General features: G+C 67.9%; 21 protein-coding genes. 14 read left to right on the forward strand and 7 right to left on the reverse strand.

Features of this window, described 5'->3' with window-relative positions; genetic code table 11:
- Positions 1–10: 10 nt before the first annotated feature.
- On the reverse strand, positions 11–820 hold the full coding sequence (locus tag P2869_RS02710; RefSeq protein WP_277597396.1) for a crotonase/enoyl-CoA hydratase family protein: 810 nt from the start codon (positions 818–820) through the stop codon (positions 11–13).
- Between the two features lie 282 nt (positions 821–1102).
- Between P2869_RS02710 and P2869_RS02715 the strand changes: the two genes are divergently transcribed.
- A complete protein-coding gene (locus P2869_RS02715; protein ID WP_277597397.1) occupies positions 1103–1624 on the forward strand; it encodes a hypothetical protein in 522 nt (173 codons plus the stop codon).
- On the opposite strand, the gene P2869_RS02720 is transcribed toward P2869_RS02715, so the two are convergent.
- Positions 1609–2616: a 2-hydroxyacid dehydrogenase gene (locus P2869_RS02720; RefSeq protein WP_277597398.1), complete on the reverse strand. Its 1008-nt coding sequence runs from the start codon at positions 2614–2616 to the stop codon at positions 1609–1611. The two genes, P2869_RS02715 and P2869_RS02720, sit on opposite strands and share 16 nt — an antisense overlap.
- 315 nt (positions 2617–2931) lie before the next feature.
- Here P2869_RS02720 and P2869_RS02725 point away from each other — a divergent pair, with 315 nt between their 5' ends.
- Positions 2932–4161, forward strand: coding sequence for an alanine--glyoxylate aminotransferase family protein (locus P2869_RS02725; protein WP_277597399.1), 1230 nt, complete (start codon positions 2932–2934; stop codon positions 4159–4161).
- Between the two features lie 63 nt (positions 4162–4224).
- Here P2869_RS02725 and P2869_RS02730 read toward each other — a convergent pair whose 3' ends face one another.
- Positions 4225–5436, reverse strand: a complete 1212-nt coding sequence (locus P2869_RS02730; protein WP_017772923.1) for an MFS transporter — start codon at positions 5434–5436, stop codon at positions 4225–4227.
- Positions 5437–5852: 416 nt separating this feature from the next.
- On the opposite strand from P2869_RS02730, the gene xdhA reads away from it, so the two are divergent.
- The 3 genes from xdhA to xdhC all read left to right on the forward strand — a co-directional run bounded on the left by xdhA (position 5853) and on the right by xdhC (position 10537).
- Complete coding sequence (xdhA, locus tag P2869_RS02735; protein WP_277597400.1) at positions 5853–7394, forward strand: xanthine dehydrogenase small subunit; 1542 nt, start codon at positions 5853–5855, stop codon at positions 7392–7394.
- A gap of 96 nt (positions 7395–7490) precedes the next feature.
- Positions 7491–9899, forward strand: a complete 2409-nt coding sequence (xdhB, locus tag P2869_RS02740; protein ID WP_277597401.1) for a xanthine dehydrogenase molybdopterin binding subunit — start codon at positions 7491–7493, stop codon at positions 9897–9899.
- A 107-nt stretch (positions 9900–10006) separates the two neighbouring features.
- Positions 10007–10537, forward strand: a complete 531-nt coding sequence (gene xdhC, locus P2869_RS02745) for a xanthine dehydrogenase accessory protein XdhC (RefSeq protein WP_277598037.1) — start codon at positions 10007–10009, stop codon at positions 10535–10537.
- Here the strand turns inward: xdhC and P2869_RS02750 are convergent.
- The 3 genes from P2869_RS02750 to P2869_RS02760 form a co-directional block, all read right to left on the reverse strand.
- The gene (locus P2869_RS02750) at positions 10491–11450 is read right to left on the reverse strand and encodes a LysR family transcriptional regulator (RefSeq protein ID WP_277597402.1); all 960 of its coding nucleotides are present in this window, start codon (positions 11448–11450) and stop codon (positions 10491–10493) included. The genes xdhC and P2869_RS02750 overlap by 47 nt on opposite strands.
- 151 nt (positions 11451–11601) lie before the next feature.
- On the reverse strand, positions 11602–12276 hold the full coding sequence (locus tag P2869_RS02755; protein WP_277597403.1) for a 2-hydroxychromene-2-carboxylate isomerase: 675 nt from the start codon (positions 12274–12276) through the stop codon (positions 11602–11604).
- A 156-nt stretch (positions 12277–12432) separates the two neighbouring features.
- On the reverse strand, positions 12433–14103 hold the full coding sequence (locus P2869_RS02760) for a TAXI family TRAP transporter solute-binding subunit (RefSeq protein WP_277597404.1): 1671 nt from the start codon (positions 14101–14103) through the stop codon (positions 12433–12435).
- Between the two features lie 771 nt (positions 14104–14874).
- Between P2869_RS02760 and P2869_RS02765 the strand changes: the two genes are divergently transcribed.
- From P2869_RS02765 to P2869_RS02785, 5 genes are all read left to right on the forward strand, one after another.
- Positions 14875–15234 carry a BON domain-containing protein gene (locus P2869_RS02765; protein WP_126876842.1) on the forward strand — a complete coding sequence of 120 codons (360 nt, stop codon included), beginning with the start codon at positions 14875–14877 and terminating at the stop codon, positions 15232–15234.
- A gap of 348 nt (positions 15235–15582) precedes the next feature.
- Positions 15583–16812, forward strand: coding sequence for a helix-turn-helix domain-containing protein (locus tag P2869_RS02770; protein WP_277597405.1), 1230 nt, complete (start codon positions 15583–15585; stop codon positions 16810–16812).
- Between the two features lie 88 nt (positions 16813–16900).
- On the forward strand, positions 16901–17602 hold the full coding sequence (locus tag P2869_RS02775; RefSeq protein ID WP_277597406.1) for a glutamine cyclotransferase: 702 nt from the start codon (positions 16901–16903) through the stop codon (positions 17600–17602).
- Between the two features lie 700 nt (positions 17603–18302).
- Complete coding sequence (locus P2869_RS02780; RefSeq protein ID WP_277598038.1) at positions 18303–20360, forward strand: D-(-)-3-hydroxybutyrate oligomer hydrolase; 2058 nt, start codon at positions 18303–18305, stop codon at positions 20358–20360.
- A 290-nt stretch (positions 20361–20650) separates the two neighbouring features.
- The gene (locus P2869_RS02785) at positions 20651–20896 is read left to right on the forward strand and encodes a hypothetical protein (RefSeq protein WP_017772935.1); all 246 of its coding nucleotides are present in this window, start codon (positions 20651–20653) and stop codon (positions 20894–20896) included.
- 103 nt (positions 20897–20999) lie between these two features.
- Here the strand turns inward: P2869_RS02785 and P2869_RS02790 are convergent, their stop codons facing one another.
- Entirely contained in the window at positions 21000–21788 is a 789-nt protein-coding gene (locus tag P2869_RS02790; RefSeq protein ID WP_017772936.1) for a sulfite exporter TauE/SafE family protein, read from the reverse strand.
- 229 nt (positions 21789–22017) lie between these two features.
- On the opposite strand from P2869_RS02790, the gene rarD reads away from it, so the two are divergent.
- The 4 genes from rarD to P2869_RS02810 all read left to right on the forward strand — a co-directional run bounded on the left by rarD (position 22018) and on the right by P2869_RS02810 (position 26661).
- Positions 22018–22908, forward strand: a complete 891-nt coding sequence (gene rarD, locus P2869_RS02795) for an EamA family transporter RarD (protein ID WP_017772937.1) — start codon at positions 22018–22020, stop codon at positions 22906–22908.
- A 231-nt stretch (positions 22909–23139) separates the two neighbouring features.
- Positions 23140–23598, forward strand: coding sequence for a (2Fe-2S)-binding protein (locus P2869_RS02800; protein ID WP_199541600.1), 459 nt, complete (start codon positions 23140–23142; stop codon positions 23596–23598).
- A 229-nt stretch (positions 23599–23827) separates the two neighbouring features.
- Positions 23828–26080 carry a xanthine dehydrogenase family protein molybdopterin-binding subunit gene (locus P2869_RS02805; protein WP_277598039.1) on the forward strand — a complete coding sequence of 751 codons (2253 nt, stop codon included), beginning with the start codon at positions 23828–23830 and terminating at the stop codon, positions 26078–26080.
- Positions 26081–26241: 161 nt separating this feature from the next.
- The gene (locus tag P2869_RS02810; protein WP_277598040.1) at positions 26242–26661 is read left to right on the forward strand and encodes a DUF2946 domain-containing protein; all 420 of its coding nucleotides are present in this window, start codon (positions 26242–26244) and stop codon (positions 26659–26661) included.
- Positions 26662–26883 lie beyond the last annotated feature (222 nt).

Below are 26883 nucleotides of genomic sequence, written 5' to 3' on the forward strand. Positions count from 1 at the left end.
CGCAGCCCGATTACGAGCCTCTGTCGTCGAACTCCTTGCCGTGCCGTCCCGCGCCTGCCGAGAAGCGTGCCGCGCCGGCCGCGCCTTCGTCGATCAGCGCCTGGTAGCCGCCCGCGCCTTCGCGGCGCAGCGCTTCGGCCATGTCGTCGAGCGGGCTGTTTTCCAGCGCCGAGTGGCGGTCTGCGCGCAAGGCGCCTTGCGGCAGGGCGGCGAGTTCCGCCGCGAGTTGCTGGGCCGCTGCGAGCGCCTCGCCCTTCGGCACGACGCGATTCGCCAGCCCGAACGCGAGCGCTTCATCGGCATGGATGGGCCGGCCGGTCAGGATCAGATCGAGCGCGCGGGAGAGCCCGATGAGCCGCGGCAGCCGTATCGTTCCGCCATCGATCAGCGGAATGCCCACACGCCGGCAGAACACGCCGAGCACTGCGTCGGCCTCCACCACGCGCAAGTCGCACATGACCGCCAGTTCGAGCCCGCCCGCCACCGCGTAGCCGGTAATCGCGGCGATGACGGGCTTCGAGCGCGTCATGCGCGTGGGCCCCATCGGGCCGGGGCCGCTGCCGTCGGCATGAATCTCGTTGCGGCGCGCGTCGTCGGCGAGCGCCGTGAGGTCTGCGCCGGCGCAGAACGTGCCGCCTGCGCCGAATAGCACAGCCACGTGCCAGGCGGCATTTGCCTCGAAGCGGCGAAACGCGGCGGCGAGCGCCTCGGCGGTCGGACGGTCCACCGCGTTGCGGCGCGCGGGACGGTCCAGCACGATCGTGGCCACTGCACCGGTCGCTTCGATTCGCACGTATTCGCTGAAGGTTTCGCAGATCATGCCGTTCTCCATGTATGGACTGCGGTATGCGTCTTGCTTCTACGGTGCATCTTTGCTTGCGATGCGGCTCCCATGCACCTCGCATGGGCTTCGCGAAGGCGCGTGCGAGCTTGCGCAGGCATGCCTCGCATGTCACACGCGTTTCACCGGCCGCTCGTAGCTTAGGCGCTTTTTTGAGGCCGCGAAGCTGTGGCGGCCGTGGCCGCGTGTGCGGCGAGAATTGAAATCGCCCCTGGGGCGATCGTCGTTGGAATAGTTCTGATCTCTGGTTCTGGTCTTGTCATGCTCATGTCCGATTCGAGTGCTGTGCCGCGCGGCTTCACCGAGCCGCTCTGGACCATTCCTCTGGCCAATCACCGGCACTACGACTACGTGCGTCTGAAGCGCGTGTTCACGTCGGACGGTTCGCGCCACGAGGTGGTGATCGTCGACGTGCGCAAGCTGCTGCAGTGCGCGGACCGTGACGACACCGACTATGTGCTCAAGCCCGTGCACGAGTGGCACGTGGGTAAGGAGCGCGGCATCCGCGAATTCCTCGATCCGGACAACGAGCGCATTCCCGAGATGCCCTACGTGACCGTCTCGCGGCGCCGCTCGCCGGGCTTTCTCGGCTGGATCGGCGTGGAGCACGTGGGCGTGGTGGCGTTTCGCAACGGCCAGCACCGTGCGCGCTATCTCGCCGATGCCGGCGCCGAGTGGCTGCCCGTCGAGGTGCACGAGCGCGAGGCAAAGCTGCTGCGCGAGTATTGCGGCTTGCCCGAGCCCGCACCGGAACTCGTGCTGTACGGTCAGGCCGGCAGCTGAACGAGGTTGCGCGGCTCGCCGTCGCGCCATGCCGCGAGGTTGGCGAGCGTGGTGCGGGCGATTTCGTCCATGGCCTCGCGCGTGAAGAACGCCTGGTGCGCCGTGACGATCACGTTCGGAAACATCAGAAGGCGCGCGAGCACGTCGTCTTGCAGCGGGCGGTTCGAATGGTCTTCGAAGAAGAGGCCGCCTTCTTCCTCGTAGACGTCGAGCCCCAGGTGGCCCAACTGGCCGCTCTTCAACGCGCCGATCAGCGCGTTGCTTTCCACCAGTCCGCCGCGGCTCGTGTTAATGAGCATGGCGCCGCGCTTCATTTTCGCGATGGCGGCTTCGTCGATCAGATGGTGCGTGGAGGGCAGCAGCGGACAGTGCAGGCTCACCACATCCGCTTCGGCGAGCAGCGTGTCGAGCGGCACGTATCGCGCGCCGAGCGCGAGCAGGTCGGCGGCGGGCGTGCCGAGGTCATAGGCGAGCACGCGCATGCCGAAGCCCGCCATGATGCGGCCGAACACGCGACCGATCATGCCCGTGCCGATCACGCCCACCGTCTTGCCGTGCAGATCGAAGCCGAGTAGGCCATGCAGCGAGAAGTCGCCTTCTCGCGTGCGCGCCACGGCGCGCGGCAGCCTGCGGTTCAGCGCAAGAATCAGCCCCACCGCGTGTTCGGCCACGGCATAGGGCGAGTACGCGGGCACGCGCGCCACGGGCAGTTGCAGACGCGCGGCCGCCGCCAGATCCACATGATTGAAGCCCGCCGAGCGCAGCGCGATGAAGCGCGTGCCGCCTTCGTGCAGCCGTTCGAGCACGGCGGCGTCGAGTGTGTCGTTGACGAATGGGCACACCGCGTCGAAGCCGCGCGCGAGCACGGCAGTGTCCGCGTCGAGGTGCGACTCCTGGAAGTGAAGATCGAAGCCGAAGGCGGCGTTGGCCGCATTGGCCACGTTGAAGGTATCGATGTCGTACTGGCGGCTGCTGAAGAGGATCATGCGCATCGTGATGCTCCGGCTGGGTGAGATCGTCGCGCCGTGCCGGCGGGCAGGGCAGGCGCGATGGCGGGTCGGTGTCGGCGGTATGAAGCTGTCCGAGGCAGGCGCGCCAGCGCCTCGGACAGCGATGGCGAGCGTGCCAGCGTTGTCGCGCGAATGCAAACGCGCACGCCGCGACGCCGGACAGGGCGCGCACGCGGTTCTTGCGCGAACGGGCAGCGAACGGCCGAAAAACTTGCGCAATCCCGGCAATGGGAGAATCATCTTTTGCTCCGGTTGTTTGCCTCGCCCGCAGCGCTTTATCCCCTCATCGCCAACATCATGTCTACTTCGTCATCTGCTTCCGTACCGTGTCCCGACGTCGAATCACTCGACGCCATCCTTCCCGAAGAGCCGCTTCTGATGATGGGCGCCGGTCCCGTGCCGATTCCGGCCGCCGTCGCCAAGGCCAACGCCATCGTCATCAACCATCTGGGCGGCACGATGGCGAAGGTGGTGGACCAGGTGAAGACGATGGCGCGCTACGTTTTCCAGACGCGCTCCAAGTGGGTGCTGGGCGTGGCGGGCCCCGGCTCCGCCGCGATGGAAATGGCCATCTGCAACCTCGCCTGGAGCGGCACGCGCATGCTGGCCATCCAGAACGGTTTCTTCAGCGCACGGATGGCCGAGATGGGCCGCCGTGTCGGCGCGCAGGTCGCGACGCTCGAGGTGCCAGATCGCGAGATCGTGTCGCTCGACCAGGTGGAAGCGACGCTGCGCCGCGAACGGCCCGAGATCGTCACGATCGTGCAGGGCGAGACTTCGAACACGGTGTGGAACCGGCATCTCAAAGACGTCGCCGCGCTCGCGAAGGCGCAGGGCGCGCTGGTGATCGTCGACGCCGTCTGCACGCTGAGCACGATGCCGCTCGAGATGGACGCGTGGGGTATCGACGCCGTCATCACGGGCGGCCAGAAGGGCCTGTCGTCGATCCCGGGCGTCTCGCTGATCGCGTTCTCCGAGGCCGCCTGGCAGCGCATGAAGGGCCGCGACACGCCGAACACGCACTGGTGCCTCGACGCATCGCTCGCGGAAAACTTCTGGCACAACGCGGGCTATCACTACACGGCGCCGGTCTCGGGTGTGCTCGCGTTGCACGAGGCGCTGCGGCTGGTCTGTGCGGAGACGCTGGAGAAGCGCTTCGCGCGTCACCACAAATGTTCCGTGGCGCTGCAGGAAGGCGTGACCGCGTTGGGGCTCAACCTGTACACGCCCGCGGCGTGCCGGCTGAGTTCGGTGGTGGGCATCGAGGTGCCGCAGGGCCTGAGCCCCGGCGACATCTGCGCGTACATCTCACGCCAGCATCAGGTGGAGATTTCGGGCTCGTTCGGCCTGCCCATCGTGCGGATCGGCCAGATGGGCGAGCAGTGCCGCGAGCACAACCTGTTCAGGACGCTGCACGCGCTGGGCCGCACGATGATGGAACTGGGTGCGCCCGTGGATCTGCCCGCGGGCGTCGCGGCGCTGGAGAAGTCGCTGTCGGGAAGCGCGCGGACAGCGGCGCGCCAATAAACGCGCGTGCCTCAGGTGGCAACGTCAGGTGGCAACGTCGGGTGGCAGCGTCAGGTGGCAACGTCAGGTGGCAGCCGGCGCGTTCGGCACCTTGGCGTTGCGCGAGTTGAGCATCGCCGCCAGTGCCACGCCGCCGGCGGCTGCGAGCGCCGCGAACAGATACACCGTCGCATAGCCGAACTCGCCCGCCACGTAGCCCGCGAGCGGACCGGTCACGCCAAGCGAGAGATCGAGAAACACCGAGTACGCCGAGAGCGCGGCGCCGCGGCTCGCGGGCGGCACGAGCGCCACGGCTTCCACGCCGAGCGCCGGGAAAATCAGCGCGAAGCCGAAGCCGGTGAGCGCCGCGCCCACGAGCGCCACGTGCGGCACGGGCGCGAGCCACAGCAGCACAAGTCCTAAGCATTCGCACGAGAACGAGACGATGGCGACGCGAAAGCCGCCATAGGTCTTGATGGTGTTGGCGAACAGCAGCCGTGCGCCGATGAAGAGCGTGCCGAACACCGTGAGCGAGAGCGCCGCGTTCGGCCAGTGCTTCGCGGCGTAGAAGAGCGTGATGAAGGTCGCGATGGAGCCGAAGCCCGCCGACCCCAACGCGAGCCCCAGACCGTGCGGCAGCACGCGCGTGAAGACGCTGCGGTACGACATGCGCTCGCCGTGCACGATGGGCACGGTTGCCATCGGCCGGGCCAGCGCGTAGCCCAGCGCCGCCAGCGCGATCACGACGAGGCCGAGCGACCAGAACCCCACCGTGTGCGCAATGGCCACGCCGAGCGGCGCACCGAGCGCCAGCGCGCCGTAGGTGGCGATGCCGTTCCACGAAATCACGCGCGCGTTGTTGGTCGTGCCCACGCGCCCGATGCCCCACAGAATCGCGCCCGTGCCCACCAGGCTTTCGCCGAAGCCGAGCACGAGGCGGCTCAGCACGAGTAGCGTGAGGCTTACCGCGGGCCAGTGTCCCGCGAGCACGGCGAGCAACAGCAGCGCGCCGCTCGTGCCGCAGCCGATCAGCCCGATCGACACCGTCTTCTTCGGCCCCAGCGTGTCCGCCGAGCGGCCCGCAAGCGGCCGCGAGGCGAGCGTCGCGAAATACTGGACGCTGATGGCGGCCCCCGCGAGGATCGTGCTGAACCCGAGGTCGTCGTGCACGTAGCCGGGCAGCACCGCGAGCGGAATGCCGATGGTCAGGTAGCAGAGGAAGGTGAAAGAGACGACCGGAATGATCCGCAGGGTCGTGGCAAACTCGCTGCGAGGACGCGCTGAATCGGTGGACATGGGGAAAACGAGGGGTTGAAAACGGCGCAAAGGCGTGATTGTCACATGGAACCGGTTCTCCTGCAGGCGTGCCCTTTTTATTTTTCCCCCTGATCCCGGAACCTTTGCCGCGCCGGCGCCCGCCCATGAATCGCCTATCGGCGCACTTATCGGTGCCGCGATATGCCGCCCATGCTCCTGCCGCTATGGGTTGCCAATATTGACGGTGATAGCGTTCGAACCGTCCCCCGCAGCAGCGGCGCCTGCCTGCCCAGTCTGCCCGACCGGGTCTGCCTGACCGGGTCTGCCTGACCGGGTCTGCCTGACCGGGTCTGCCTGACCGGGTCTGCCTGACCGGGTCTGCCTGACCGGGTCTGCCTGACCGGGTCTGCCCGACCAGGTCTGCCCGACCGGGTCCATTCGACGAGCCACGAAATATGAGTCAGCCGATCCGCTTCTATCACCGCAACGCCATTCGTGAAGTCAGCGACGCGCCGGTCACCCGCACCGTTCTCCAGTACCTGCGCGAAGACGCGCGCTGCACCGGCACCAAGGAAGGCTGCGCCGAGGGCGACTGCGGCGCCTGCACGGTCGTAATCGGCGAGCCGGACGGCGCGGGCGGCGTGGCGTTCAAGGCGGTCAACGCCTGCATCCAGTTCCTGCCTACGCTCGACGGCAAGGCGCTCTTCACCGTGGAAGACCTGCGCCAGCCCGACGGCTCGCTGCACCCCGTGCAGCAGGCCATGGTGGATTGTCACGGCTCGCAGTGCGGCTTCTGCACGCCGGGCTTCGTCATGTCGATGTGGGCGCTTTACGAGAAGCACGGCCACGAGCAGGCGCCATGTGCCGCGCGAACCGCCGAGGCCACCGTGCCCACGCGCGACGAAATCGCCAATGCGCTCACGGGCAATCTCTGCCGCTGCACGGGCTACCGTCCCATCATCGAGGCGGCCGAACGCATGTTCGAAGCCGACCCGCCGAAGGCGCCCGTCGATGCAGCCGCGCTTGCGCGCACGCTTGCTTCCATCGCGCGCACGCAAACCTTCGAGTACGAACACGCGGGCCAGCGGTTCGACGCGCCGCGCACCGTCGACGCCCTCGCACAGATCAAGGCCGCACGGCCCGAGGCGCGGATTCTCGCCGGCAGCACGGACGTCGGCCTGTGGGTCACGAAGCAGATGCGCGAGCTGGGCGACGTGGTCTACGTGGGGCAGGTGGGCGAGATGCAGCGCATGGCGGTGTCCGAGGAATGGATCGAGATCGGCGCGGGCGCGACCCTTGAGCGCGCCTATGCCGAACTCGCAAAGCATTACCCCGAGCTCACGGAGATGTGGCTGCGTTTCGCGTCGCTGCCCATCCGCAACGCGGGCACGCTGGGCGGCAACGTGGCGAACGGCTCGCCCATCGGCGATTCGATGCCGGGGCTCATCGCCCTCGGCGCGCGCGTGGTATTGCGCGGCGGCAGCGTGACGCGCGAGCTGCCGCTCGAAGACCTGTACCTCGCGTATCAAAAGAAGGACATGGCCGCGCACGAATTCGTGGCCGCGCTCAAGGTGCCCACGCGTACGGGCGCGCGGCGCGATCTGCGGTTTCGCACCTACAAGCTCTCGAAGCGCTTCGACTCCGACATCTCCGCGGTGTGCGCCGCGTTCGCCTTCATCGCGGACGGCGACACGATTCGCGAGCCGCGCGTCGCGTTCGGCGGCATGGCGGCTACGCCGAAGCGCGCCGCGCGGGCGGAAGGGGTGCTCGCGGATGCCCAGTGGCACGAAGCCACCGCGCAGGCCGCGATGCTCGCGCTCGCCGAAGACTACGCGCCGCTCACCGACATGCGCGCGACGAGCGACTACCGGCTCGAAGCCGCGAAGAACACGCTGTACCGCTTCTGGCTCGAAACGCGGCCGCACGATCCGCTGCCGAAGTGCGCGCTGGACGTGCGCGCGGTCGTGGCGGAAGGCGCGGCCGAAGGGGTGGCCTGAAGCGTAGTGGGAAAACCACCGTTCAACCCGTCGCGTGCCCAACCCCACCCGCACCCAACAAACCGACAGCTATCCCGGGATACGGAGATTCACCGAATGAACCAGCAAGCCGAACCGTTCCTGAAGGAGCCCGCCGATCTCGCGGAATTCGCGCAGGTCCACGTCTCGCATCCGCACGAGTCCGCGCATCTGCACGTGAGCGGCCGCGCCACCTACACCGACGACATTCCGCTCGTGGCCGGCACGCTGCACGCGGCGCTCGGGCTTTCGGAAAAGGCGCACGCGAAGATCGTTTCGATGTCGCTCGACAAGGTGCGCGCGACGCCCGGCGTGGTGGCCGTGTTCACGGCCGAAGACATCCCCGGCGTGAACGACTGCGGCCCGATTGTCCACGACGATCCGGTGCTGGCCGACGGCGTCGTGCAGTACGCGGGCCAGCCCATGTTCATCGTGGTGGCCACGTCGCACGAAGCCGCGCGTCTTGCCGCGCGCCGCGCGGAAGTCGTTTACGAGGAACTGCCTGCCGTGCTCACCGCGCAGCAGGCGCGCGCGGCGCAGCAGTACGTCGTGCCGCCGATGAAGCTCGCGCGCGGCGACTCGGGCGCGAAGATCGCGCGCGCCGCGCATCACGTGGCGGGCGAGATGACGCTGGGCGGCCAGGAGCAGTTCTATCTGGAAGGGCAGATCGCCTACGCGGTGCCGAAAGACGACGACGGCATGCACGTGTGGTGCTCCACGCAGCATCCGAGCGAAATGCAGCACCTCGTGGCGCACCTGCTCGGCGTGCCGTCGCACAACGTGCTCGTGGAGTGCCGGCGCATGGGCGGCGGCTTCGGCGGCAAGGAATCGCAGTCGGGCCTGTTCGCGTGCTGCGCGGCGCTTGCCGCATGGAAGCTGCTGTGCCCCGTGAAGCTGCGCCCGGACCGCGACGACGACATGATGATCACGGGCAAGCGCCACGACTTCCACTACACCTACGAAGCGGGCTATGGCGACGACGGCCTGATCGAAGGCGTGGCCGTGGACATGACCTCGCGCTGCGGCTTTTCGGCGGACCTCTCCGGTCCCGTCATGACGCGCGCCGTCTGCCACTTCGACAACGCGTACTGGCTGCCAGACGTCTCCATCGCGGGCTTCTGCGGCAAGACCAACACGCAGTCGAATACGGCATTCCGCGGCTTCGGCGGACCGCAGGGCGCGTTCGCCATCGAATACATCATCGACGACGTGGCGCGCAATCTCGGCCTCGATCCGCTCGACGTGCGCCGCCGCAATCTCTACGGCAAGACGCACAACAACGTGACGCCGTACGGCCAGACCGTCGAAGACAACGTCATCCACGAATTGATCGACGAACTCGCGGCGTCGAGCGACTACCGTGCGCGCCGCGAGGCCGTGCGGGCGTTCAACGCGCGCAACGCGGTACTGAAGAAAGGCATTGCGCTCACGCCCGTGAAGTTCGGCATTGCGTTCAACGTCACGCATTTCAATCAGGCCGGCGCGCTCGTCCACATCTATACGGATGGATCGGTGCTCGTGAATCACGGCGGCACCGAGATGGGCCAGGGGCTCAACACGAAGGTCGCGCAGGTGGTGGCGCACGAACTCGGCGTGAGCTTCGCGCGCGTGCGCGTGACGGCGACCGATACCAGCAAGGTGGCGAACACGTCGGCGACAGCGGCGTCCACCGGTTCCGATCTGAACGGCAAGGCCGCGCAGGACGCCGCGCATCAGTTGCGCGCGCGGCTCGCGGCCTTTGCCGCGGAGCGCTACGGCGCGGGCAGCGTGAGCGCCGCCGACGTGCGCTTCGCCAACGACACCATCGTGGTGGGCGAGTCCGTGCTGCCCTTCGACGACGTGGTGGCGAAGGCGTACCTTGCGCGCGTGCAGCTGTGGTCGGATGGCTTCTACGCCACGCCGAAACTGCATTGGGACCAGGCGAAGCTCCAGGGGCGGCCGTTCTTCTACTACGCGTATGGCGCCGCGGTCTCCGAGGTGGTGATCGACACGCTCACGGGCGAAATGCGCGTGCTGCGCGCCGATGCGCTGCACGACGTGGGTGCGTCGCTGAATCCCGCCATCGACGTCGGCCAGGTGGAGGGCGCGTTCGTGCAAGGCATGGGCTGGCTCACCACCGAGGAACTCTGGTGGAAGCTCGACGGCAAGCTCATGACGCACGCGCCGTCCACCTACAAGATCCCCACCGTGAACGACATGCCCGCCGATTTCCGCGTGCAGCTCTTCAAGAACCGCAACGCCGAAGAAAGCATCCATCGGTCGAAGGCGGTGGGCGAGCCGCCGCTGCTGCTGCCGTTCTCGGTGTTCTTCGCGATTCGCGATGCGGTGGCCGCCGTGGACGACTACAAGACGAATCCGCCGCTCAACGCGCCGGCCACGGCAGAGGAAATTCTCAAGGCGGTGCGGGCCGTGCGCGGCGGTGCAGTGGCAAGCGTGGCGAGCGCGGCAAGCGAAAGCACCGCAGACGCGCCGCACGAAGCGGTGTAACGCGAGGCAGTACGAGGGAGCACAGCACCATGAGTCCGAGTCATCTTCCTTCGCCGCATGCCGGGAGCCCGAGCGTGGCAGCGAGCCCATCTTCGCCCACGCCGCCCATGCACATCGTGCTGTTCGGCGCGGGCCACGTGGGCCATGCGCTTGTCACGCTGCTCGGCCACTTGCCGTGCGTCGTGCAGTGGGTGGACGAGCGCGACGAGTGCTTTCCCGACGAGGTGCCGGGCAACGTTCAGGTGGAAGCCACGGATACGCCCGAGGTCATCGTCGATCGCGCGCCGGCGGGCGCGTACTTCATCGTGATGACGCACAACCACGCGGTCGACTTCACGCTGACCGAACGCATCATGAAACGCCGCGACGTTGCGTGGTTCGGGCTGATCGGTTCGAAGACCAAGCGCGTGAAGTTCGAGCGGCGCCTCGTCGCGCGCGGGCTGGACCCCGCGCGGCTCGCGGAGATCGTCTGTCCCATCGGCGTGCCGGGCATCGTGGACAAGGCGCCGGCTTCCATTGCGGTAGCCGTGTGCGCCCAGCTCATGCAGGTGCGTTGCGAGGCCGCTGCTAAACCCGTCCTTACACCCGCCTCTACGCCCGCCGCCGCACTGCCTGCCGCATATTACGCGGCGCAGTAAGCGAGTCCGACACTTCGGCCATCAGCGCGCGCAGCCATTCGAGATCGCTCGGCCGGTCCGGCTGCGGGTGCCACAGCTGATAGCACTTGATGCGCGCAAACGCGATGGGCGCATCGAGCACCGCGAGCGGCAGCAGGCTCGCGTAGTGCAGCGCGAAACGACGCGTCGTCGTGAAAATCAGATCCGACTGCAGAAGCGCCTGCGGCACAAGCCCGAAGTAGGGCAGAGTCGCCACCACGCGGCGTGCCGCGCCTGCCTTCGCGAGGCCCACGTCGATGACGCTCGCCTTCGCGCCCGTGTAATGCGTGGGCGCGAGATGGGCCGCGTTCAGATACGCCTCGCGCGTCAGCGGCGCACCGGCCAGCGGATGGTCGGCGCGCATCATGCACACCACCGTGTCCTGAAACAGGTCGCTGCGTGCGAAGCGCGCGTCGGGCTTCGGCCAGTTGCCGATCACGAGATCGAGTTCGCCGGCATCGAGCGCGGCTTCGTGGTCGAGCGTGGGGCTCAGCGAGTGGATTTCGAGCCGCGCGTACGGCGCCGCGTCGCGAAAGCGCGCGATCACCGTGGGCATGAAGAAGTCGTTGAGATAGTCGGGGGCCGCGATACGAAACGCGCGACGCGAGCGCGCCGGATCGAAGTCGCCATGCGGCGTGGCGACGAAGTCCACGTCGCGCAGCACGCGCTGCGCGTGCGGCAGCAGCGAGGCGCCGTATTCGGTGGGCACCATGCCGGCCTTGCCGCGCACCAGAATCGGGTCGCCGAGTATTTCGCGCAGTTTGCGCAGCGCCGAGCTGATGGCGGGCTGCGTCTGGTTCAGCCGCAGCGCGGCCTGTGTGACGCTGCGCTCGACCAGCAGCGTGCGCAGCACGCGCACGAGCCAGATATCGAGGGAAGCGGCGTTCGGGTCCATGTCGGTTCGGGCAAAGAGGCGCCGGCGGGGCGCGGCGGGCGCGACGTCCATAACCTTAGGCCCCATCGTGCACGGCCGCCATAGCGGACGCGGTATGGCGGGCATCACGGCTCATGGGCGTGCCACGCTCGCGCGCCGTTGCGATTGCCCGCTACTTGCGGATGCGGCCTTCCGGCAGTCCCGAGGGCAGATTGCTGATGCGCTTGACCTCGGCCGAATCGAGCCAGTTCGGCGTGCGGGCGCAGTAGAGCACCATGGGCAGCGCGTCTTCGCCCCAGAAAAGCTGCTTGTTGAGCCAGAACGTGGGCACGCCGAACACGCCCATCTGGATCGCGTCGGACGTATTGCGGCGCAGTTGCGCGCGCACTTCCTCGCGCTCGATCAGCGACGTGCCGTGCGAAATGCCCACGCGGTCGCAGAGCGCCTCGAAGCCTTCCTCGCTCGACGGGTCGCGTCCGTCGCGCCAGATGAAGCGGAAGATCTCACGCACGCAGGCGAGGTCGCCGCCCGCCGCGATGGCGAGCAACATCGGCTTGATCGAATCGAACGGGTGCGCCGCCGGCATGCGAAACGGAATGCCGAGCTGCTCCGCGCGAAAGAGCGCGTGGCGGTAGGTGAAGATGCGCTTGGCCGGGATCTCGTAGACGCTGGTCTGATTCCAGTGACGGTACAACTCGGAAAGCAGAACCGGCGTGAGGACGAAGTCGAAACCGGGCCACTTGTCGTGCTGCTCGAGCAGGAGATAGGAGAACGGCGAGACGAAGTCGTAGAACCATAAGGGCTGCCTCACGTCGACGCCGTTGATGTTGATGTCCTGGTTGTTCATTGTGTCTCTCCCGGTTTTCCGTATTCGATGCGGCCGCCGCTCGGCGCTTGCCCGTCGATTATCGTTTGGATGTTACGCAAAGGTCTGTGCAGGTGCACGGTGCGTGCGCGGGGTTCGCGGCTTCGCGGTGCTCATGCGCTGGCTTGCTCGGCGCCTTCATGTGCCGGCGTGCTTGTGCCCGTTGCGTTCCCCGGCTCGCTGCGCGTCGCTGCTGCCGCGGTCGCTTTCATCCGGTTCGTTGGCGTCGTCTGCTTCTGCTGTGTCGGCTGGTTGTGCTGTCGTGTCGGCGTCGGTGGCGTTGGCCGACGTGGCCGCTTCGTTCGCTTCCGCCGCTTCCCCTGCTTCTTCCGCTTCGTCGTTCGCCGCCAAGCCGCGCTCGTGCGCGAGCCGCGAGCGCACGAAGCCGATATGTTCGCGCAACACATAGAACTGGTCCGCATAGGCGAGCGGCATCTTCATTGCGTTGACCGATTCCTCGATGGCGTCGAGCCGGTCGAGCAGCTTGCGGCGCTCGTGCGTGGAGTTCTCGTTCAGGGCGCCGCGCTCGATGGCGATGAGCGCGCCGTACCACCGGTAGATGCGCGAGCGCACCCGCCACGCATAGAGCGACGGCACGAGCCGCAGCCCCGGAATCAGCACGACGATGATCGGCACCAGCAGCACGATGAGCCGGTCCGCGAGGCTCGCGAGCCAGAACGGCAGCGTGCGGTACAGGAAGCTCTTGCCCGACTTGTAGTAGCGCGCGGCGTCGTCGCTGACGGGGAAGTCCTGCGCGCGCGGGGCGGGGAACTCGCCCGCGCGCTGCATGATGGACGCCTTGCCGTGCACTTCCTTCGCCGCCTCGATAAGCAGGTCCGAGAGCGCGGGATGCAGCGAATCGCGTGCGACAAGCTCCACCGTAGGCGCGAGCAGATGGATGGTGGTCGCCGGCAGGTTTTTGCCGAGGTCGAACGCGCCTGCGGGAATGTCCACACGCGTCAGATACGGAAAGCGCCGCGTGTAGGCGTCGGCCTGGGCGAAGTCGAAGAACTGCACGCCGGGCGTGCGGTAAAGCCGGCCCATTACGGGCGGCTGGGCGGAATCGCCGGCAAGGAACGCGGCGTCGATCTTGCCCGCCACGAGCGCCTGCGCCGCCTCTTCACCGGAGAGGGGCAGGAGCTTTGTGGGTCCGTTGGGTTCGATGCCGTTTGCTTTCAGCAGCGCCAACGCGAGCTGGCGCGTGCCGCTGCCTTCGGCGCCAATCGCAATGCGTTCACCCTTGAACTGCGAGAGCCGCGCGACCGTGGGCCCGTGATAGAAGATGGCGAGCGGCACGTAGGCGACGCTGCCGAGCGAGTTGAGGCCTTCCAGGGCGCTGTTGCCGTTCGTGCCGCTGGTACTGCTCGCTCCGCTTGCACCGCTCACGTCACTCGCACTGCTGGCGCTGCTTGCACTGCTGGCGCTGCTCGCACCGTCGGGACCATTGGCGCTGCCGGCGTTGCCCGCAATGCCGTCCTGCACGAAGGCGACGTCGACGTGGCTCGCGGGATCGGTGAGGCGCTTGAGGTTGTCCGCGGACCCTTCGGAGACCAGCACATTGAGCTTGATGCCGTTGCGCGTGAGGATCGTCTTGTACTTCTGCGCCGCGGTCCAGAACGAACTGCCCGCGGGGCCGGCGCTGATGGTGAGGGTGTCGGGCGGGGCGGGCTGGATGAGCCGCACGGCGATCCAGATGGCGGCCGCGCTCACCAGCAGGATCGGTCCGAACGACACCGCCAGATCGCGCCATGAAATGGCAACGAAGCGGGCGACGAGGCGAGGACGTTTGCGGCCGGAGCGTAACTTCATGTAGGACGAGCGGGATACAGCAGACGTTTAACGGAGCTTGCGGACTTCACCGGATCGAGCTGCCGGCGCGTTCTGCCTCGCGGCGTCGGCGCCGCCACGCAGAACGCGCCGGCCGGACGGCGGGCGTGCATTGACGGCACGACGTACAGGCGCTGTATCCGCCATGCCGCGGCCACATACCGGGCCGATGGTACATGAGATTCGCGGCACGGCGTCGCTTGCGGCGGATGCTTGCGCCCTCAAAGGTGTTACCAAAGGTGAAAGTGCGCGGGGCAGGCCAGGAGCCTGCTCCGGCAGTGTGGCGAGGCTCGCGCCGGCAAGGGTCCGAAGTTCGCCGGAAGTTCGCCCGATGTTCGCCGCAAGCTCCCCGGAATGCCGCTCCCACGCGGCATCGCAACCGTTTGCGGTGCTTCGCTAAATCCTTTGCGCTTCGTGCGCGTCCAGGCTAAATTGTGGGTCGCCGTCACAACCAGAGGGCGCCACTCGCGCAGCCGGTCCACGCCACGAAGATCCGGCGCGCTGCAGCCCCGTGACGGCAAGGCTCGCGGTGCACAGCTTCACGCTGCCGCAGCCTTTGCCTTCCGTCTCTCGCACACCGTGTTCGAAGCCATAGCCGGCCGTCGCCCGCTGCGCCGCCTCGTCGCGCGCGTGGCGCACGGCCGCCGGAAGTCGTAACGAAGCCGCCTGCCCCGCGGCCGGTAGCCGCATCGCGGCTGCCAGACCGGCCAACGGGCACAAGCGGTCCTATCCGCGGTGAAAAAAGGAGAAATCATGAAATCGGTCAATTTGCTGAAGTCGCTGGGCGTTGCGCTGTGCATGACGATTGCGTGCAGCGCGTACGCGCAGTCGAGCGATGCGGCGGCTGCGGGCGGTGACGCGTCCATGTCGGCGCCGGCTGCCAAGAAGGCGACGAAGAAGGCGGACCGCAAGCTCGGCTATACGGTGCGCAAGGCGCTTTCGAAGTCGCAGGGCGTCGACGTGTCGAACATCACGGTGCGCTCGCGCGGCGGTGCCATCACGCTGACGGGCTCGGTGCCTGACGAAAGCCAGATTGCGAAGGCCGAAGAAGTCGCGAAGTCGGTGCCGGGCGTGACCTCGGTCACCAACAAGCTGACGAAGGTTCAGCAGTAAGCCTCGTTTCGGCCGGCCGGTCGTTCCGCCGCTGTCGTGCCAGATAGCGGGACGGCGGCGCGCAGCTTCTGCGTGTCGCTGGAGGGTCGGTCGTGTGCCGTGCAGCTTCGTCTGCCCGGCACGCCGGGCGTGTCGGCATGCATGCCGTCACGCCCCGGTTTGGTTTTGTCTTTCGGTTCTGCTTTTCAACTCCCTGTCTTGCCACCGGTGCATGTGCGTTGACGCGTGATGTGTGATGCGCGCAGGCATGCCGCGTGAATGAACGCGCGTGATAGATTGCCCCGGGCTTTTCCCCAAGATTCGCCTCGTCCTTGAAACCCACGGAGTGACAAGCGTGGCGGCATTCCAATGGATTCGCTAATCGCCGCCGCGGCGCACGCGCTTGCGGCAGGCGACCCGCTTCGCGCGCTCAACTGCGTCGCGCTGCGCAACGACGCCCCGGCGCTTGCACTGCGCGGCATTGCGATGGCGCAACTGGGCGACCTCGTGCGCGCGAGAGCGCTGGTGCGCAGCGCCGCGCGTGCCTTCGGGCCGCGCGAAGCCGTGGCGCGTGCGCGGTGCATCGTCGCCGAGGCCGAGATCGCGCTTGCTTCGCGCGACCTCGGCTGGCCGGCGAAGCCGCTCGACGCCGCACGCGCGACGCTCGACGCGCACGGCGACTATGCGAACGCCGCGCATGCCCGCTATCTGGAGGCGCGGCGTCTGCTGCTGACTGGCCGCCTCGACGATGCCGAACGCGTGCTCTGCGTACCCGACCCAGCCGGCATTCCGTCGCTGCCCCCGGCCGCGAGGGTGGCTCACGAACTCGTCGTGGCGGGGCTCGCGATGCGGCGTCTTCAGACGCAAGCCGCTCGCATGGCGCTTGCCCGCGCCACGCAGGCGGCGCGCGACGCCGGCATCCCGGCGTTGGTTGCCGAAGTGGAGTGTGCCGCGCGGGTGCTCGATACGCCGGCTGCGCGCCTCGTCGTGCGCGGCGAGCAGCGGCTCTTGATGCCCGACGAGGTCGAGGCGCTGCTCAAGTCGGATGCGCTCGTGATCGACGCCTGCCGTCACGCCGTGCGTGATCCGCATACGGTGGTGTCGCTCGCGAGGCGCCCGGTGCTCTTCATGCTGGCCCGCGCGCTGGCCGAAGCGTGGCCCGACGACGTGCCGCGCGACGCCCTCGTCGCGCGCGCGTTTCGTGCGAAGCGCGCGGACGAGTCGTACCGCGCCCGGCTGCGCGTGGAAATGGGACGGCTTCGCGCCGCGCTGCGAGCGCTTGCCGACATCACGGCGACCTCGCGCGGTTTTGCCCTCGTGCCGCGCGACGTGCGCGAAGCTGTTGTGCTCGCGCAGCCGTTCGACGAGCAGCACGCGGCGGTGCTCGCCTGCCTCGCCGACGGCGAAGCGTGGTCGAGTTCGGCCCTCGCGTTGGCGCTGGGCGCGAGCCAGCGCACGGTGCAGCGCGCGCTGGAAACGCTCGCGGCTGCCGGCAAGGTGCAATGGTTCGGCCACGGCCGCGCGCGCCGCTGGACGACCCCGCCCATGCCCGGATTCACGACGGTCTTGTTACTCCCCGCTCCGCTGCCCGGTGAGTAGGATGGCTTCACCCATCCACACCTGACCGGCCTGCAACGACGACAGTCCCTGAGCGACGCGGCGGTCAACGAACCGAGGAGACACCCTCATGAAACCCACGGCAGCGGTCATTCTTCGCGAATACGGTCCTTTCCCGGGCATCGAACGCATACACGGACTCACGTACGACGGCCAGCGCGTCTGGTTCGGCGCGGGCGAATCGCTGAACGCGTTCGATCCCGCGAGCGGCGAGATCGTCGAAACGTTCGACGTCAAAGCCCACGCGGGCACGGCCTTCGACGGCCGGCATCTGTTCCAGATTGCGGGCGACCGCATCCAGAAGGTGGACCGCGTGAGCGGCCGCGTGCTGGCCACCATTCCGGCGCCTGGCGGCGGACGCGACTCCGGGCTCGCCTGGGCCGAGGGCACGTTGTGGGTCGGGCAGTACCAGGAGCGCAAGATCCATCAGATCGATCCGCAGACCGGCGCGATTCTGCGCACGATCCAGTCCGACCGTTTCGTGACGGGCGTGACGTGGGTGGATGCCGAACTGTGGCACGGCACCTGGGAAGGCGAAGAGAGCGAACTGCGCCGCATCGACCCGGCCACGGGCGAGGTGCTGGAAAGCATCGCGATGCCGGCGGGCGTGAGCCTGTCGGGCATCGAATCGGACGGCGCGGGCCAGTTCTTCTGCGGCGGCGGATCGAGCGGGAAGGTGAGGGTCGTGCAGCGGCCGCGTCGGGATGCGGCGACCGCGGGCACGGGGGCGGCGGTAACGGCCGGGGTAACGTCGGGCACGACTTCGGAGTGATGCAGGATGGGATGTCGGGCGAACAGGTGCGTTGGTGAACAGTTGGCCGCGCTGCCGGCTCTTGACCGACGAGCGCCCAGGTAACCCGCGACCGGACAGACGCCGCGGTCCCCGCGCACAGCCTCGACACGTCCCACGTTCCACGTTCCACGTTTCTCGCGCCGCCGAACTTCGGTTCCGGCGGCGTTTCGGCGGGTATTGATCTGCATTGCTTCAAATCGGCGATGCTCCCTCTTTCTTGCGCTTCGCCGTACGCCGTGCGGCTCTTCGCGCAATGTCCTTGGCTGCCGCAAGGCCCGTGTCCATACTCGTAGACGCCGTTGCCGGCGTCGTCAGCACTTCTTTGCGTTCCCGGTCGCCTGACGTAGACAACGTCGTCTACGAATCGGGACGAACGCGCAAGGAACGCGCGTAAAACGCACACCGAAGCCACCCACAACGCACGACCGCGCGCCCGCGCTCGCGCGCGAGTCCGACGGTCACGCCCGTGGTCTCGCGTCTGCGCCGCGTGGCGCATGCCGTATGAATACCGCGGCTCCTCGTAGGCGCAGAACTTGCATTCCCGCGTCGGCCTGCTGGCATGGCGTTCCGGATAGAAGAGCATAGAAGACACAACAAACCTTCGAGCATGGAGACGACGATGACACGCACCTTGCCGTTCAGACCGACCTTTGCGCCGCGTTTCACCTACGCTGCATGGATGCTCGCCGCGCTCGCGGCGTGCCACGGCACGAGCAGCGGCGGCTCGGGTCCGCAGACCAACGCGCTGCCCGCCTTCGTGGCGGGCAGCGTGCGCATCACGAGCTACGACGGCAACACCGACGACCTGCTCACCGCCGGTCTCGGCAAGACGGGCATCGGCTCGTCTACGGCGCCCGCGTTCGCGAATCCGTCGAGCCCCACCGCCGCGGAGTTGCGGCGCCTCGCGATCTGGTCGAACTACCGGGCGCTCGTCGATATGTCGGCGAACGGCGGCTACGGACGCTTCTGGGGGCCCAACGTCGACCTGAACGGCAACGACACGCCCGGCGAAGGCAAGATCGCCGGCACCGAATACCTCGCCTACGCCGACGACGGCAGCGGCACGCAAAACGTGAGCCTTCTCGTGCAGGTGCCCGCGAGCTTCGACGCCAACCATCCGTGCATCGTGACGGCCACGTCGTCGGGCTCGCGCGGCGTGTATGGCGCGATCTCGGCGGCGGGCGAGTGGGGACTCAAGCGCGGCTGTGCCGTGGCCTACACCGACAAGGGCACGGGCAACGGCGCCCATGAACTCGCGACCGATACGGTCACGCTCATCGACGGCACCGTGGCGAGCGCAAGCGCCGCGGGGCGGCTGAGCCTCTTCACCGCGAACGTGCCGGCCGCGACGCTCGCCACCTTCAACCAGACGTTCCCGTACCGCTACGCCTTCAAGCACGCGCATTCGCAGCAGAACCCCGAACAGAGCTGGGGCAAGGACACGCTCGAAGCCGTGCAGTTCGCCTACTGGGCGCTCAACCAGCAGTTCGCGCCGGTGGTCGCCGGCTCGCAGCACGGCGTGCGCTACCAGCCGGGCAGCGTGACGACGATTGCGGCGTCCGTGAGCAATGGCGGGGGCGCGTCGATCGAGGCCGCCGAAGAAGACACGCAGGGCTGGATTACCGCGGTCGTGGTGGGCGAACCGCAGGTCAACGTGGCCATGAACGCGGGCACGCAGGTGCAGGAAGGCGGCGCGCCGATCAGTGCGGCGGGCAAGCCGCTTGCCGACTACATGACGCTCGCGAACCTGCTCGAGCCGTGCGCGGCGGCCGCGAGCCAGCTGGCCACGGCGCCGTATCTGAGCGGCTTGCCGCTTGCCACCACGCAGTCGATCCGCTCGGCGCGCTGCGCATCGCTTGCGGCGGGCGGCGTGATCAGCGGCGGCGATCTGCAAAGCCAGGCCGCGAGCGCACTCGCGCAACTGCACGCAGCGGGCTACGAGAGCGACTCCGATTTCCTGCAGGCGCCCATGTGGGACTCGCAGGCGGTGCCCGCGGTGGCCGTGACCTACGCGAACGCGTACAAGCGCGCGAGTGTCACCGACAACCTCTGCGCCTTCAGCTTCGGCGCCACGAGTTCGACGGGTGCGGCGGGCGTGGCGCCGGCCGTCTCGCCGATGTCCACCGTGTTCGGCCTCGGCAACGGCGTGCCGCCCACAGACGGCATCAACCTCGTCTACAACAACGGCAGTGCGGGCGCCGCGGACCACCGGCTCGCCACCTCGGACGCGAGCTATACCGGCGCGCTTTGTCTGCGGCAACTCTGGACCAACGGCAACGCGACGATGGCCGCGAGCGTGGCGGCGATCCGCGTGAACGGCGACCTGCACGGCAAGCCGGCCATCATCGTGCAGGGACGCAGCGACGCGCTCGTGCCCGTGAACCATGCCTCGCGCGCGTACCTCGCGCAGAACAGTTTCGCGGAAGGCAAACGCAGCCAGCTCTCGTTCTACGAAGTGACGAACGGCCAGCACTTCGACGCGTTCCTGCCCATCGCGGGCTTCGATACGCGCTTCATTCCCGTGCACTACTACAACCTGCAGGCGCTGAATCTCATGTGGAACCATCTGAAGAGCGGCGCGCCGCTGCCGCCGTCGCAGGTGGTGCGCACGGTGCCGCGCGGCGGTACGCCGGGCCAGGCGCCGGCGCTCACCACGGCCAATCTGCCGGCGATTGCGGCGGACCCGGGCGCGAACGCGATCAGCGTGAACGGCGGCGTGGTGAACGTGCCGCAGTAAGGCGGGGAGGGATAGCGCGAAGCGCCCGCGTCGCCGGGCTAGAGAGGGCTTGGCGAGGGTTCAGCGAAGGCTTGGCGAAGATTCAGCGAAGATCCAACTCGAGGGGCAACGCGGCTGCAACACGGTTCACCAAAAGCTCAGTGTGCGTGCTGACACACAACTTTCCCTGTCGCGGGTGTAGCGTGTGCAGGTGCGCGTTCGCGTCCGGAACGATGCAGGCAGGCGAGCAGCCCATGCTGAGCGTAGACCGCGCGCACACGAGAACGCGAGGCGAGCACGAGGTGAGCGAAATGAGACACCTGACCTACACCGACCTGCCCATCGGCGACCGGGCCGCTTTCGAGCTGGTGTGCGCGCGGCACGGCTTCGCGCCGGCGCACTTCGACGTGACGGGCGACGAAGATCCGTTCGACGCCGCGCATGGGTCGCTCGTGACCGTGCGCCGCGGCGGCTGGGCGCAGTCGTATCGAATGGACACCGGCGGGCAGTGGGTGCGCCAGTTCGAAACCGACCTGAACTGCCGGTTCTTCCGCTGAACAGCGGGCGCCAGAGCGCTCGCCGGACGAAAGCTGAACGTTGAGATCGCCTTGCCGAAACGGCAGGCGTTCGGGCTGACCCGAGGCTAATCGAGGCTGACGATCAGGCCAGCACCAGCCGCACGCCCACCAGCGTGAGCGTGGCCGCGAGCAGATTGCGCAGCAGCGCTTCGGGCGCACGCGAAGCGAGCAGGCTGCCAATCACGATGCCCGGCAGCGACCCCGTCAGCAGCGAGAGCAGCAGCGACCAGTTCACCGACCCCAGCAGCCAGTGCCCCGCGCCTGCAAGCAGCGTGAGCGGCACTGCGTGCGCGATATCCGACCCCACGATGCGCGAAACAGGCAGCGCGGGATAGAGCAGCAACAGCACCGTCACGCCGATCGCGCCCGCGCCTACCGACGTGAGCGTCACCAGCGCCCCCAGCACCGCGCCCGTCACGATGGTGAGCGTCATGGTGCGCGCCTGCGTCTGCTCCTTGCGATGCCGTGCCGCGAACGCGGCGAGCTGCGGGCGGAACACGAGCGCCGTCGCCGTGATGAGGAGCGCCGCGCCCAGCACCATCTGGATCAGCTGGCTGCCGTGCGGCGTATCCATGCCGTAGCGATGCAGCAGGAGCAGCGTGATCGTGGCCGCCGGCACGCTGCCTGCGGCGAGCCGCAGCGTCACGAGCCAGTCCACCGATCCCTTGAGCCCGTGCACGAGCGTGCCCGCCGTTTTCGTCGCCGATGCGTAGAGCAGGTCGGTGCCCACCGCCGCCGCCGGATGAATGCCGAACAGCAGCACGAGAATCGGCGTCATCAGCGACCCCCCGCCCACGCCTGTCAGGCCGACGAGAAAGCCGACGCACAGGCCGGAGAGCGAGTAGAGCAGGTCGATATGAGGTAATGACATCGCTGGGTGGACCTTTGCGGCTTCCTTGGGCGTTCCCGGTTGTGAGGCTTGCGCGAGGCTTCCCCCGGAGGGGACGAGCTGCCCGGGCCTTCATGGACAGCAGCCGGTGCGGGCGGCAAAATCCGATATTGTCGCAAAAACGGGCGCAGCTGCCTCCAAAGGCGCCTGGCACCGTATCGCGCCGCGCCCGTCTTTGCCGCTCCCGCCTCTCGCACCCATATAACAATCAATGAATCCCGGCATTCTCTACGCACTGCTCGCCTTCACGCTCTGGGGCCTCTTTCCGGTCTACTTCAAGACGCTGCATCAGATCGGCGCGCTCGAAATGCTCGCGCACCGCATGGCGTGGTCGCTGCTCTTTCTCGTGGCCGTGCTCACCGTGCGGCAGCAGTGGCGCTGGCTCGGGCCCGTGCTGCGCGACCGGCCGCTCGTCGCGCGCTTCGCGGCGAGTGCGGTGCTGCTTTCGGCGAACTGGGGTATCTATATCTGGGCCGTGAATGCCGACCATATCGTGGACGCGAGCCTTGGTTACTTCATCAATCCGCTCATCAACGTGCTGTTCGGCCTCGTGTTTCTCGGCGAGCGGCTGCGTCGCGGGCAGTGGCTCGCCGTGGCGATCGCGGGCGTGGGCGTGGTGTGGCTCACGTGGCAGAACGGGCATCCGCCGTGGATCAGCCTCGCGCTCGGTTTCACGTTCGCGGGCTATGGGCTCTTGCGCAAGACGGCGAAGCTCGGCGCGCTGGAAGGCCTGACGCTGGAGACCATCCTGCTCTTTCCGGTGGCGCTGCTGTATCTGCTGTGGCTTGCCTCGCGCGGCGCCAACGGCTTCGCCGCCGCGCCGTTCGGCGTGCAACTGCTGCTCGCGGCGGCCGGTCCCATCACGGCGATTCCGCTGCTGCTCTTCGCGGCGGGCGCGCGGCGCATTCCGTTTTCAATGCTCGGTCTCATCCAGTACGTGACGCCCACGCTGCAACTGCTGCTCGGCGTGCTGCTGTATGGCGAACCCTTCGGCCGCGTGCAACTGATCGGCTACGGTGCGATCTGGTTCGCACTCGCCGTCTATTCGCTCGAAGGGCTGTGGCAGGCCACGTGGCGGCGGCCGCAGCGCAGCACGCCCTAGAGTCTGTGCCCGATGTGAACCGGCCCTAGCCTGATTCTGTGTATTTCATGCCTGTTCCTGTGGATGCGAAGCTGCGCGCTGGCAATGCGCGTCGAAATGCGCAATCCTGATGCGCTTCATCGCATAACGACACAACTCGCGACACAACTCGCGAGATAACCCGCGACACAATCCGCGAGACAACGAGCGCGCCGCATGCGTTGCTCATACGGTCCACCCACAGGAGCCGTCATGATCCATCTCATCGTCAACGACCAACCTCGCACCTTCGAGGGCGACCCCGCGATGCCGCTGCTCTGGTATCTGCGTGACGAAGCCGGCCTCACCGGCACCAAATTCGGCTGCGGCATGGCGCTGTGCGGCGCATGCACGGTGCATCTGGACGGCGCGCCCATCCGCTCGTGCGTGACGCCCGTGAGCGCCGCCGACGGCCGCCACATCACCACCATCGAAGCCATTGGCGCCACGCCGGCCGGCAAGGCCGTTCAGGAGGCCTGGCAGAAGATCGACGTCGTGCAGTGCGGCTACTGCCAGTCCGGCCAGATCATGAGCGCGAGCGCGCTGCTTGCGCAGAACAAGCGACCGACCGACGCCGACATTGACGCCGCGATGAACGGCAACGTCTGCCGCTGCGCGACTTACGTGCGCATTCGCGCGGCGATCCACGAGGCGGCGGGCACGCTGGGCTGAACCGCGTGATCGAGCCTCGTGCTCGAACTCGATACGCCGCGAAGCGAACCGCTGAACGAGCACCCGAATGAACGAAGCAGCCCATCCGTAGGGGACGACGACGATGAAACGCGATAACCCCCGGCATCTGGCCGCGCGCGACGCGAGCCTTGCCACCATTTCCCATGCAACCGTAGACGCCGCCGATGCCGCGCCTGGCGTCGTGTTCAACGTGAGCCGCCGCGGCTTCATGAAGCAGGCGGGCGGCCTTGCGCTGGGCGTGTGTCTCGCGCCGCTCGCCGGTGCCGCAACTGCCGCAGGCGCCGCGACGCCGAAGGCCGCAGCCGCCGCATCCGCAACGGCAGTCAACGCGGCAGCCAACGCAGCCGCCAGCCACGCCGCCTTCGTGCCCAACGCCTTCATTCGCATCGATACGGACGGCACGGTGAGCGTCGTCTCGAAGCATCTCGAGATGGGGCAGGGCACCTTCACCGGTCTTGCCACGCTCGCCGCGGAAGAACTCGATGCCGACTGGAGCAAGGTGAAGGTGGTGGCCGCGCCCGCGGACCGTGAGCGCTACAGCAACCTCGCCTTCGGCAAGATGAAGTTCCAGGGCACGGGCGGCAGCACGGCAATGGCCGCGTCGTGGCAGCAGATGCGCAAGGCCGGCGCCACGGCGCGCGCCATGCTCGTGAGCGCCGCAGCCGAGCGCTGGAACGTGCCGGCTTCGAGCATCACTGTGCGCGAGGGTGTGGTCTCGCACGCCGCGTCGGGCCGCAGCGCCGGTTTCGGTGAACTGGCCGCCGCCGCGGCGAAGCTCACGCCGCCCGCCGACGTGCCGCTCAAAGATCCGTCGCAGTTCACGCTGATCGGCAAGACCGGCGTGCATCGCAAAGACTCGCCGGCCAAGGTGAACGGCACAGCCGTCTTCAGCCAGGACGTGAAGCTGCCCGGCATGCTGGTGGCGAGCGTGGCGCGTCCGCCGAAGTTCGGCGCCACGGTGAAGCACGTGGATGCGAGCAAGGCGCGCGCCATTCGCGGCGTGGTGGCGGTGGTGCAGTATCCGGGCACGGGCCACAGCGCGCCCGGCGTGGCGGTGCTCGCGGCGAACACCTGGATTGCGCGTCAGGGCCGCGACGCGCTGCGCGTCGAGTGGGACGAGAGCCACGCGTTCACGATGGGCACGCAACAGATGCTCGCGCACTATCGCGAACTCGCGGGCCAGCCCGCGGATGTCGCGGCCAAACGCGGCGACGTGGACCGCGCACTGCAGCCGGAGGGCGGCGCGAAGATCATCGAGGCCGACTATGTGTTTCCGTATCTGGCCCATGCGTCGATGGAGCCGATGAACTGCGCGATGCACGTCACGAAGAACCGCTGCGAGATCTGGAACGGCGAGCAATGGCAGACCATGGACCAGATCAACGTGGCGCGCGTGCTGGGCCTCGCGCCCGAGCAGGTGGTGATCAACCAGGTCTATGCGGGCGGCAGCTTCGGTCGGCGCGCAAACCCGACCTCGGACTACCTCTGCGAAACCGCGGCCATCGTGAAGGCCGCGCAGCAGCAGGGCGTGAAAGCGCCCATCAAGCTCGTGTGGATGCGCGAGGACGACATGCGCGCGGGCAGCTATCGCCCGTTCAACGTGCATCGTCTGCGCGCGGCCGTGAGCCGCAGCGGCGAACTGACGGGCTGGCATCACCGCATCGTGTGCCAGTCTTTCCTGAAGGGCTCCGGGCTTGAGGCGTTCATCCAGAACGGTATCGACGGCACGATCGTCGAAGGCGCGGCGGATCTGCCCTATGCCATTCCGAACCTGCGCGTGGAGCAGCGCATTCCCGAGGACGTCACGGTGCCCGTGCAGTGGTACCGCTCCGTGGGCCACACGCACACGGCTTTCGCAACCGAGACGCTGATCGACGAAGCCGCGCACGCGGCCGGGAAAGACCCGTATCAATTCCGCCGCGCGCTGCTGACGGAAAGCCCGCGCGAGCGGGGCGTGCTCGACGCGGTAGCGAAAGCGGCCAACTGGGACCAGCCGCTCGCGGCGGGAGCAGCGGGCGAGCGGCGCGGACGCGGCATCGCACTGCAAAAGGCGTTCAACACCTACGTCGCGCAGGTGGCCGAAGTCACGGTGAAGTCCGACGGCACCTTCAAGGTGAACCGCGTGGTGTGCGCCGTGGACTGCGGCGTCGCCATCAATCCAGACGTGGTGCGTGCGCAGATGGAAGGCGGCATCGGCTTCGGGCTCGCCATGACGCTCTACGGCGCGATCACGCTCAACGGCGGCGAGGTCGAGCAGTCGAACTTCCACAACTACCGAATGCTGCGCATCGACGAAATGCCCGTGGTGGAGGTGCATATCGTGCCGTCGGCGGAAGCGCCCACGGGCGTGGGCGAACCCGGCGTGCCGCCCGTCGCGCCCGCGGTGGCGAATGCGCTCGCGGCGGCCACCGGCGTTCGTATTCGCGAGTTGCCTGTGCGCACGCCGCTCGTGAAGACCTGAGCGCAACCGACCCGAGCCGGGAGGCGGGCGCCGGAAAAGGCTCGAACCAGGAAGGCTCGAACCAGGAAGGCGCGGGCAGCGCTGACGGGCGGATGGCATAATCGCGGCTGATCGATTCGCCGCACGGCGGATCGCTTCTCCGTGTGCCTTCTCTCGCCAGCATGCTCAATCGCCTCCAGCGGAAAACCGGCTGTCTGCTCGGATTGCTTGCAATCCTGATGCTGACGCTCGCGCCTGCTATCTCGCAGATGCGGGCCGCGGCCGGCCGCATGGAGTTCAGCAGCGAAGCGCACACACGGGCCTTCGATCTCGCGTTGTGCTCGGCGCAGGCGACGCCGGAGAGCGCGGCACTGCTGCCCGACTCGTCCACGCATTCCGCTTCGCACGGCCTCTTCGCCCATCTGCAGGCATGCGGGTACTGCGGCTTCTTTGCTCACACGCCGGCCCTGCCCACCGCGCAGGCCATGTTCGTGCTCACCGTGCGCGCCATCGCGCACCGCGTCGCCACCCGCTTCGAAAGTCTGCGCCGGGCGTTCGCGCTCACTGCCGCGCAGCCTCGCGCCCCTCCTCTCTTCTCGTGATCGACTGAATTCGTCGGCTTGTTTTTCGCCGTCGGGTTTCGTTCGCATTCTTTCGTTTTCGTTCGATATTGCCTCGTGCGGCTTGCCGCCGGTGCCTTGTCTCGCTGGGACGCGTGAGCTTCTGTCGGTCTGCCTTCGTGCGGGCACAGCGGCTCGCGACCCGATATGCGGTGCGGGCACGGCAGGCCCACGCGATGCCTTCGCCTGCGCGATGGCATCGCG

It is taken from the genome of Paraburkholderia sp. SUR17, from assembly GCF_029536165.1.
GTDB lineage: Bacteria > Pseudomonadota > Gammaproteobacteria > Burkholderiales > Burkholderiaceae > Paraburkholderia > Paraburkholderia kururiensis.